This window comes from Nostoc sp. JL31 (assembly GCF_017114965.1).
GTDB classification, from domain to species: Bacteria; Cyanobacteriota; Cyanobacteriia; order Cyanobacteriales; family Nostocaceae; genus Nostoc; species Nostoc punctiforme_A.
This window is the reverse complement of sequence record NZ_JABXKO010000060.1, coordinates 1-7,843: the sequence shown is the minus strand read 5'-3', so window position 1 is coordinate 7,843 and position 7,843 is coordinate 1. Positions and strand designations below refer to the sequence as shown.

The window sequence follows — 7,843 nt, the reverse complement described above, 5'->3', positions numbered from 1 at the left end:
CAGTTCAAAGCAAGGAACATAAAGATTAGTTATCAGTTATTAGTTAGTTGAAACCCTAAGCTGTCTGCATATTCGCAAGCACTAAATATCATCCCTTGGGCAACTTCAAGGGAAACCTCTTGCGGTTTTCCGGGAAATGGCTCGAATAGTGATTCTGTAAATTCTTTAAATTTCATCCTGTCTACTGTACGTGGTGGTATGGTATCTTTAACGCCCAAGCACCATATATCTAAAAGGTAACTACAGACCGTGATTTGATTGTATCGAGCAACTCTTGCAATCACTACCAATCCTAAACCCCGATCGATATCGTCATTGTTTTTTACAGGTAAGATTTTTGTCAGCAGATTTTTGATGCTGTTTTCTGGTGGGATTTTCGGTAACAATTGGATAAGACTCTCGCTTGCTAAACACTGATATACAGGGTCTAGCTCTCCTTTTGTCAATCTATCTAATGTGCTTTGCTGTGCTTGATTTTGAATCGCTGCATTGACGAATGAAACTGTAATACCCAGTTTTCAAGCTATTTGTTTGGGTGTTAAATTCAATGCCCGTAAATCCATGATTTCTTGTTGTTGTGTTCCTGTCATAAATTACTACTTTCTACAAACAACCGGGAGCAGAAATATTAAACCAAAGCAAGATTTTATTAATTTAATACTACAATTCACTCACAGCATTGTTTCTTTGTTCCATTCTGCTAGGATTTCCGACTCCAGAAAACTCAACACTTTTTCTTCTAAATTAGTTAAATAAGAGCGATTTCGCTTCTCCAACATCTCCAAAAACTACACTGGCAAAACTGCGCTGGCAAGAAGGGATGACTGATTGGTGAAATAATACTTAGCTAACCAACTTCTAGGCTAGTCACAGCAAATACACGATTTTTTATAGGCAAGTTAGGAATTTCTTTATTGTACATTCGAGCAACTTCAGAGACTGGCTTCATCCCGTAACGCTGAGCCAGCTTTATCGCTTCGGAATTAGAAGAAGGCACATCAAGAAACACCAAAGCATCACAACCAAAAGCAAGCAAGGCGAGTAAGAGTTGGTCGGCAATTTGTTCATTGTCAGCATTCAACGGCCCAATCCGGAAACCCGTGTGGCTTTGGCGGATGACTCCATAACCAACAATATGCCCATCTCTAACAACCCCATATGCAACACTGTTTGGCTGCTTTATCCAAAGTCGTAGGAACTGCTCACGTTCAGCCGGAAAAAGCTTTTGATCATAAGCAACTAACTGCTCAAAAGGAACAGTTTTTAGTTCTACAACGCCGTCCGGTACAACGCCTCCGCCTACAGCTTGATAACGAATATGACGGTAGGCGATTTGAAAACCTGATTTCTGGTAGTTCTCCTGTTGAGCAATCACTCCATCTAAGCTAATGTTACGCTCAGTACCAAGATATTCCATTGCTGCCCTCCACATTTTCATGCCAAAACCTTGTCCACGAAACTGCGGCTTGACAATATAAAAGCCGATAACAGCAAACTGCTTAGAGTAAGCAACAGCGGAAATACTTGCTACAAGTTCATTATTCAATTCCCCCACAAAAAAACCGCATTGATCAGCTTGGTAAAAACATTCAGCATCATAAGTTCCTGGATTCCAGCCCTCAACTGCTGCCCAATCAATTACCAAATCTAATTCTGACCTTCTCATTGGTCGAACAGTAAAATTGTCTATTGTCATTGGTCTTATCGTGGTCATAACATTTTTCTACTTTTATCTTATTGCAGAGCGATCGCTGCAAGCTCTTTCCCCCTCAGTCACACCCCTCATGCCGCAGTTCATGAAGTGCTTGGTGCAGTCTTTGGTGAGCATTAATCGTTGAGGGAGTTATCTTTCTCGTATTCAGACTCTAGAACACTCAACAATTTCTCTTCGACAGCCGTCAAATAAGGACGATTCACCTTACCCAGCAACTGCAACAGACTTTTTACTGTCTCCTCCAGCGAATTGGAATACACTCGACTGATGCGATCGCTCAAAGACTGCATCTGCTTACATTCCTGGGGCAGGTAATTGAAGGACTTCAGGTGCTTTAGCCCAATCGTGTACTCGCCGTCCCACATTCTCACGCTGCAACTAAAGTCATTCACTGCGCTGACAATTGCCCAACACCCACCTTTTCCTCTGAGTTCTGGGTTGTCTTTTGCAAGGATTTGACAGACTTCCCCGATTTGGTAGGTATTGGGTACTTGGGTACGCTCCATAATCTTTTGTACCACATCACCTACAACTTTAGCAGATGGGACTTTGCCACCAGCTTCTTGCACTGCCCTCTGCCATACCTCCCATTGCTGTTCAGGTTCTAGCTTGGTTATGGGTCTAACCTGGCGTTCACTTGTGGGTAGCAAATGTGTCCCATTGGGACACATTTTCATCAGGTTATCAAAGACAGCCGAAGCTTCGATTAATCTGTAAGGATGACGACGCTGAAATCCAAACCTGTCCTTGCAATACTCTTCAAAAGTGCTGTGGGTGGAACGATATAATCCGCGATCGCGTAATTCCATCAACGCCTTACCAGCTTCAAAAACTGCTTTTTCCACACGGCGCTCTAAATGTAAGCGATCGCGCTGTTCTTCCTCTGTCAACTCTGGAACTTCAACAGCAGTAACGGTGATTGTTGCTGAACCTGGGTCTTCTTGCTGGGAGATATCCTCCTTTGCAGAGTTAGCTGCTGAAGCTGAATCGGTAGATGCGCCAGAGGTGGCTTTGCTGCGTCTAGAAGGTGGTTTAGGCATGATTCCACCTTTTCTAGTTCAATGACTGATAGCCTACATTACATACGACCATGATGAGTTCGTAACCCAACCGTGGCTAGTCATGGTCAACGGCGTAGAGAAATTCCGCGATACTACCCCCGCCAGATGTCAACGCTTCATAGAATGGTATCACCAAGACGGAACTCTCAGAGGAACCTATCCCAGCGCCAGCACAAGTTGCAGAAGCCCCAACAATTCTGGAAATCTCGTTCTATGACCAAGAGGCGTTTGTTGGTGACTATCTTGTAGCCAGCATTAGCTACGACCACGACAACTACGAGAACCTATACTGGCGAGTCCTGGTAAACAACGTTGAGATTTTCCGCGACCTCTCAGCCGCAAGATGCCACAGCTACATCAAGCAACAGTACCAGCAAGGTACGTTACCAGTGCAAGAACATTTACCAGAAGAAGTTTGCACGACTAGTAACGAAGTCATGGCGCAAATTTTCAACGAATGCGAAAAATACGGCTTTGAAATCCTGAACGATGGGATTTACAACAACGACGTGAAACTGGGCGAAGTGGGACATACTGACGCTGGCTGGTGGGTAATGCGTACTGGGGAATATCAGCAAATGCCCTGTGACTCGGCAATGGATGCAGTTTGATGGCTGTCGATGGTGGACAGCGTACCCCATGCAGAAACGGCTGACTGTGAAGAATTGCTAGACCGACCGTTTGATGAGTTGACCCCTGATGAATGGCAACGGTTACGGGAGTATGAGCCAGTTGCAGAAAGTCGGGAGTTAGTGACGGCGTAATTCTCGCACAGACGACGGCGATCGCTCCACAGACACGACCAACAGCGATCGCCTTTCACCACACCTTCAACAATCCCCAATTAAACCCATGCAACCCACAATTTTGATACCCAAACACTGGGCATACCCTCGCTTTGCTTTGGAACAGCGCACTAAGGACGGTATCATTCTGGGATTTTATTACTACCCAAATGGTACTGAATTAGCTGAACAATTCGGTGATGGTTGGCGCTATGCCCTGATGCTTAATAAAAACTCTGATGAATTGTTCCACTTTCAGGAATCTCAAATTAAACCGCTTTCCCCACAGGAATTATTCTCAGAAATCACCGCAGAGATTAATTTTTATCAAAGTCAAATAGCAATTCTGCAACAACAGTTATTCGCCCTCACTGGAGGTAGCACCAATGGCTAATTCTACAGACAACTTTGAACGTAGAGCCAATCATCTACTACGTTCGATTAAGCTTTGTGGCGGTTGTGTTCCATTACATCGTCTTCAGTTCCAATTCTCCGATTCAGTTATTCAAACTCTGCTGGATAAAGAACTGGTGCAAGTACAGAACACGGGACGCGGCTTTTTGTTGGAGATTGCCGAGGATTTTTAGGTTATTAATCCCAGAGGAGAAAATCATGAAACTTTACGCGAAAACCATTTCAGCTACTCTGCCAGATTGGGCAACTGTCGTTACAAAGAGCGCAGATTTATTTGAGATTGAAATTAACGATGAACACCCTGATTTTCAACTTTGCATGAACAAGAACGCTAACCCTGGCTTATTGAGATATTACGTTTTAAAAGAATTGGGAAATAATGTGTCAGTAATTTGCGGAATCCTCAACCCGTTAGTAATATTATCAGCTTTGGTGATGATGTTGGCTATGATGCTCTGCTTATTCGTGGAAACTACCCTCAACCACATCTGAACAATAAAGTTGGGCAAGTTCTCTGCTTATTCAATCGTCGTACTCGTCAGGCATATGCTAGTGAAGTCATGGCGAGCATCCCAATTTTGAAAAAATAAACGTCAAGGCAGAAATTTCTGGCACTACTAGCCGAGGTTTCTCTGCTAATCGTGCTATTTCTCATGGGTTGCATTTTAAATAGTCATTGTTTCATCAGAAGTCTGGCGATAATTTCGTAGCAATAACCACCGAGCAGTACACCGGCTGCTCCAATTAACCCCATAAGTGGAGGAACAGGTGCGGGTAGCTTTGTCGCCATAAACACCACACCGATAATCCAGCCACCTAATAGAGATAAACCCGCTTGTTTGAAATCCATTGCAATTGCCCCTTGATAACGAGTAAAAGTGCTAAGGTGATTTCCGAAAAAGAATTTACCACCTAAATTGGTTGAATCAAGATATCCCATTTGGGCAGAAGTGGATTTCGCTGCAATCTCGACTCGACTTGCTTCATGGCTTTCTTAGTCAGGTAAATCCCTTTTTGGTAAACAATGTTGCTTAAAATCAAAATTGGATGCAACCCTTTCCAAGTCATACTAGAAGCCCAGCTAATTCTGAAACTTTAGAATCTGGCGAAATTTCCGATACTTCTGCACTGTCAACTTTTAAAGAACGCAGCAATTCTCGAATCACATCGTTAATGGGTCTTCCTGTTTTTGCACAGTATTGTGACAATTTCTGTGTCTCTGTTGCCGTGAGATTTACTGTCAATCGTTTAACTGCCCATTTTTTATTCACCATTTACTTTTTATACTGCCCTATTACTTTTGTCACAGAAAATTATACCTTTGTTTCAAAGCCTCTCTTAATCTGGCTTTTAGCCAATTTAATCCAATCAATCTCAAAACAATTGGCTTTTCTATTGGTGTTGTTGATGGGGAGCTTTACTGGAACGTATAACCTGGGGCAGTGGCTCCTTTGGGTTAACAATGGATAGCGGGTATACGTACGTCTGTGGTGTGCTTCTCTAAGGTGGCGGTGTAGGTCATTCACAAAGGTCACGCCTATTAATCGTAGAGATTCTTTCGATTTTTATTTCGTCAGCGCCATCACTTCAAAAAGTGCGACCAGTACATTAATTGCATCTAGCGTAGGTTTATATTTTCTAGATACTCAAGTGTGGTAAACCTCTAAGTATCAAGTTTTTTGACAATTAAGGTAAAACTCAATGCCAGATATTATAGATACTGCAATCAATGCAGGTACTTTCAACACCTTGGTAACAGCAATTACAACTGCTGGTTTGGACACAGCGCTCAAAGGTTCCGGCCCATTTACCGTGTTTGCACCAACAGATGAGGCATTTTCTAAACTGCCATCTGGTACTGTAGAAGCATTACTTGAAGATGTGCTTGAGTTAAGAAAAGTTCTAGAGTATCACGTAGTAGCTCAAAAAATTGTTGCAGTAGATTTGGCACAGTTGTCCGAGGTAACAACAACCCAGGGAACAGACCTCAAAATTGATTCTAATAATGGTGTTAAGGTAAATGATGCAATAGTTGTCACACCGGATGTGTCAGCAGATAATGGTGTGATTCATGTTATTGATCAGGTATTAATCCCTCAGTAAAATGCCGTGAAGTCTTTTTGAGATTAAACATCGCGATTGATGCTCTGTGCGGCTTTTTCTGAGGCCATCGGTGAGAGGCTAAGATAAAGCACCTTAAGAAGTGGGGGACCCTGCACCCCTGCCCCTTGCCTTCTTCATCGCCGTCCACACCCCCCATTAATGAAGATGAAAGTAATAATTGGGGGGGTATGGACATAGAGGTAAAACTCAGTGATTCTTGGTGGGAGCGGGTTAAATATTATGCTCGACTGGCGATTGAACGGGTTGAATACGGCGTTGATGCGGTAAAGGAATTACTCTGTACCCTGACGATTGATGAGCGTTGCGGTGTGATGCTGGAGTTTGAGGATATTGACCCAGACCAAATTGCTCAACTGCCTGTCAATGCGCCACAGTGGGCTGAATGGATGGCGTGAGAAATGTTGGGTTTATTTCACATTATCCAGGTTAGACAACAAAAACCCTAACAATCTGATACAAGTCGATTGGCTCAAATAGGTTTTAGGTTTTGTCTTGCGGTAACTTTATCCTTTAAGCTACATATATTGAGGCTGTGGCGAGATTACCCTTGTGGAGGTCTAGATGGCGATACGTCTTGCGTCGTATCGGTCTGGAGGAATCATTCCACGTCTTGGCTTATGCGTTTTACAGCAGGCTACTTAACTTGAGTAATTTTCGCCGAGTAGAGATGCCATCTTTGCTGCTCTGGAGTTGAGCCAGGAACATTATTGACTCGCCGCAGTATATAGCTGCCGCGAAATCGCTGTGGAGTTCCATTTGTGGCGACCGCAGTCACAGTAACGGGAATCTCAATGTAGATTGAGCCTGCACCTGGGTCTGGTCTCCCAGGTTTTCCAACCTCTACAGCAACAGATGTGGTGTTAGCAAACCCCTGCTTGAACTGCTTTCTGCTCAGGCGGCTTGGTATCAGCAGCATTTTTTGTGGTCGAGGCTGGTGCTGGGGTTGGACTAGACGCAATGAGATTTGCAACCGATGGAGTATTCGCAGCAGGTTGTTGTCATTTGGCAGAGTTATTACCGCCTGCGATCGTGATTGCAAATAGCATTGCTCCAACAATCATACGATGCTGTTTTAACCAGATATATGAAAAGTTCATCATTGACAAAGATACTTCTTTGGGATTCCACATACTAAAAATGCAATCTATACAAACATTGACAATTTTAGATGAGTATGCGTTTCTAATCTTTACTTGTAGCCCAAAAAGCTATAAATATCTCTGGCTTAAGGTTTAAGCATACTTGCAGGTAGTGTAGTTTCGCTCATTGTTGAGGATTTATATTTGCAGAGGATTTAGCCGAATGGTACGCTTGTTAAGCTGAAATCTACTTGCTGGCAGGATGTTGGTGGCGAAAGATGACAAACTGATTGACATCAAAGCCCATTTCCTTGATTTCGCAATTACCTTAACCTCTCACGAATAGGCTATTTTCCATAAGTGGGGTAGCATTGCTTGAAACTTTAAGTCAAAAGTGCGAGCAAAATGACAAAAATCACTCATTATGACTACATTGTTATTGGTGCGGGTTCTGCGGGGAGCATAGTGGCCTCAAAACTCGCTGCAAGTGACCAGAATGTAAGTATTCTCTTACTAGAAGCTGGAGGAACTCCAGATAACGAAAAGATGTGGACACCAAGCGACTGGTTTGAGGTTTTGCAGAAATGTCCAGAAATTGAGTGGGGTTATCAGTTGAACTAAACGATTCCCTCACGAGAACCGCTCGTCTTCAAAACCGGACGTGAG

The 7,843-nt window shown here is 43.3% G+C and carries 15 protein-coding genes; 8 read left to right on the top strand and 7 right to left on the bottom strand.

The genetic code is table 11. The annotated features are described in order from the left end of the window. Positions 1 to 32: 32 nt before the first annotated feature. The 3 genes from HWQ43_RS14795 to HWQ43_RS14785 all read right to left on the bottom strand — a co-directional run bounded on the left by HWQ43_RS14795 (position 33) and on the right by HWQ43_RS14785 (position 2,754). Positions 33 to 386, bottom strand: coding sequence for a hypothetical protein (locus tag HWQ43_RS14795; protein ID WP_292734880.1), 354 nt, complete (start codon positions 384 to 386; stop codon positions 33 to 35). Positions 387 to 847: 461 nt separating this feature from the next. Continuing rightward, complete coding sequence (locus tag HWQ43_RS14790; RefSeq protein WP_292734877.1) at positions 848 to 1,696, bottom strand: GNAT family N-acetyltransferase; 849 nt, start codon at positions 1,694 to 1,696, stop codon at positions 848 to 850. Positions 1,697 to 1,827: 131 nt separating this feature from the next. Then, positions 1,828 to 2,754 carry a hypothetical protein gene (locus HWQ43_RS14785; RefSeq protein ID WP_292734874.1) on the bottom strand — a complete coding sequence of 309 codons (927 nt, stop codon included), beginning with the start codon at positions 2,752 to 2,754 and terminating at the stop codon, positions 1,828 to 1,830. A 410-nt stretch (positions 2,755 to 3,164) separates the two neighbouring features. Between HWQ43_RS14785 and HWQ43_RS14780 the strand changes: the two genes are divergently transcribed. The 5 genes from HWQ43_RS14780 (at position 3,165) to HWQ43_RS14760 (ending at position 4,466) form a co-directional block, all read left to right on the top strand. Then, a complete protein-coding gene (locus HWQ43_RS14780) occupies positions 3,165 to 3,386 on the top strand; it encodes a hypothetical protein (protein WP_292734871.1) in 222 nt (73 codons plus the stop codon). A 9-nt stretch (positions 3,387 to 3,395) separates the two neighbouring features. Next, positions 3,396 to 3,539: a hypothetical protein gene (locus tag HWQ43_RS14775; RefSeq protein WP_292734868.1), complete on the top strand. Its 144-nt coding sequence runs from the start codon at positions 3,396 to 3,398 to the stop codon at positions 3,537 to 3,539. 88 nt (positions 3,540 to 3,627) lie between these two features. Next, positions 3,628 to 3,954 carry a hypothetical protein gene (locus HWQ43_RS14770; RefSeq protein ID WP_292734866.1) on the top strand — a complete coding sequence of 109 codons (327 nt, stop codon included), beginning with the start codon at positions 3,628 to 3,630 and terminating at the stop codon, positions 3,952 to 3,954. Beyond that, positions 3,947 to 4,147: a hypothetical protein gene (locus HWQ43_RS14765; RefSeq protein ID WP_292734863.1), complete on the top strand. Its 201-nt coding sequence runs from the start codon at positions 3,947 to 3,949 to the stop codon at positions 4,145 to 4,147. Before HWQ43_RS14770 ends, HWQ43_RS14765 begins: the two co-directional genes overlap by 8 nt. 25 nt (positions 4,148 to 4,172) lie before the next feature. Further along, positions 4,173 to 4,466, top strand: a complete 294-nt coding sequence (locus HWQ43_RS14760) for a hypothetical protein (RefSeq protein ID WP_292734860.1) — start codon at positions 4,173 to 4,175, stop codon at positions 4,464 to 4,466. A gap of 181 nt (positions 4,467 to 4,647) precedes the next feature. Here HWQ43_RS14760 and HWQ43_RS14755 read toward each other — a convergent pair whose 3' ends face one another. From HWQ43_RS14755 to HWQ43_RS14745, 3 genes are all read right to left on the bottom strand, one after another. Next, positions 4,648 to 4,824, bottom strand: a complete 177-nt coding sequence (locus HWQ43_RS14755; protein ID WP_099102416.1) for a DUF1427 family protein — start codon at positions 4,822 to 4,824, stop codon at positions 4,648 to 4,650. Between the two features lie 62 nt (positions 4,825 to 4,886). Beyond that, positions 4,887 to 5,042, bottom strand: coding sequence for a hypothetical protein (locus HWQ43_RS14750; protein ID WP_292734854.1), 156 nt, complete (start codon positions 5,040 to 5,042; stop codon positions 4,887 to 4,889). After that, entirely contained in the window at positions 5,039 to 5,248 is a 210-nt protein-coding gene (locus HWQ43_RS14745; protein ID WP_292734851.1) for a CopG family transcriptional regulator, read from the bottom strand. The genes HWQ43_RS14750 and HWQ43_RS14745 overlap by 4 nt, the downstream gene beginning before the upstream one ends. Before the next feature lie 427 nt (positions 5,249 to 5,675). Here HWQ43_RS14745 and HWQ43_RS14740 point away from each other — a divergent pair, with 427 nt between their 5' ends. Together HWQ43_RS14740 and HWQ43_RS14735 are read left to right on the top strand one after the other, a co-directional pair. Beyond that, positions 5,676 to 6,077, top strand: coding sequence for a fasciclin domain-containing protein (locus HWQ43_RS14740; protein WP_292734848.1), 402 nt, complete (start codon positions 5,676 to 5,678; stop codon positions 6,075 to 6,077). A 188-nt stretch (positions 6,078 to 6,265) separates the two neighbouring features. Beyond that, the gene (locus HWQ43_RS14735; RefSeq protein WP_292734845.1) at positions 6,266 to 6,493 is read left to right on the top strand and encodes a hypothetical protein; all 228 of its coding nucleotides are present in this window, start codon (positions 6,266 to 6,268) and stop codon (positions 6,491 to 6,493) included. A gap of 239 nt (positions 6,494 to 6,732) precedes the next feature. Here the strand turns inward: HWQ43_RS14735 and HWQ43_RS14730 are convergent, their stop codons facing one another. Continuing rightward, positions 6,733 to 7,137 (bottom strand): hypothetical protein, encoded by a 405-nt coding sequence (locus tag HWQ43_RS14730; protein WP_292734842.1) that lies wholly within the window; start codon positions 7,135 to 7,137, stop codon positions 6,733 to 6,735. A 445-nt stretch (positions 7,138 to 7,582) separates the two neighbouring features. Here HWQ43_RS14730 and HWQ43_RS14725 point away from each other — a divergent pair, with 445 nt between their 5' ends. After that, a complete protein-coding gene (locus HWQ43_RS14725; RefSeq protein WP_366932829.1) occupies positions 7,583 to 7,798 on the top strand; it encodes a lycopene cyclase family protein in 216 nt (71 codons plus the stop codon). The last annotated feature ends 45 nt before the right edge of the window (positions 7,799 to 7,843 follow it).

What these genes read in the sequence shown, in the direction of transcription:
- HWQ43_RS14770 (WP_292734866.1), top strand. Translation starts at nt 3,628, where the DNA reads ATGCAACCCACAATTTTGATACCCAAACACTGGGCATACCCTCGCTTT.
- HWQ43_RS14735 (WP_292734845.1), top strand. Translation starts at nt 6,266, where the DNA reads ATGGACATAGAGGTAAAACTCAGTGATTCTTGGTGGGAGCGGGTTAAA.
- HWQ43_RS14790 (WP_292734877.1), bottom strand. Translation starts at nt 1,696, where the DNA reads ATGACAATAGACAATTTTACTGTTCGACCAATGAGAAGGTCAGAATTA.
- HWQ43_RS14725 (WP_366932829.1), top strand. Translation starts at nt 7,583, where the DNA reads ATGACAAAAATCACTCATTATGACTACATTGTTATTGGTGCGGGTTCT.
- HWQ43_RS14755 (WP_099102416.1), bottom strand. Translation starts at nt 4,824, where the DNA reads ATGGATTTCAAACAAGCGGGTTTATCTCTATTAGGTGGCTGGATTATC.
- HWQ43_RS14785 (WP_292734874.1), bottom strand. Translation starts at nt 2,754, where the DNA reads ATGCCTAAACCACCTTCTAGACGCAGCAAAGCCACCTCTGGCGCATCT.
- HWQ43_RS14750 (WP_292734854.1), bottom strand. Translation starts at nt 5,042, where the DNA reads ATGACTTGGAAAGGGTTGCATCCAATTTTGATTTTAAGCAACATTGTT.
- HWQ43_RS14765 (WP_292734863.1), top strand. Translation starts at nt 3,947, where the DNA reads ATGGCTAATTCTACAGACAACTTTGAACGTAGAGCCAATCATCTACTA.
- HWQ43_RS14760 (WP_292734860.1), top strand. Translation starts at nt 4,173, where the DNA reads ATGAAACTTTACGCGAAAACCATTTCAGCTACTCTGCCAGATTGGGCA.
- HWQ43_RS14745 (WP_292734851.1), bottom strand. Translation starts at nt 5,248, where the DNA reads ATGGTGAATAAAAAATGGGCAGTTAAACGATTGACAGTAAATCTCACG.
- HWQ43_RS14740 (WP_292734848.1), top strand. Translation starts at nt 5,676, where the DNA reads ATGCCAGATATTATAGATACTGCAATCAATGCAGGTACTTTCAACACC.
- HWQ43_RS14775 (WP_292734868.1), top strand. Translation starts at nt 3,396, where the DNA reads ATGGTGGACAGCGTACCCCATGCAGAAACGGCTGACTGTGAAGAATTG.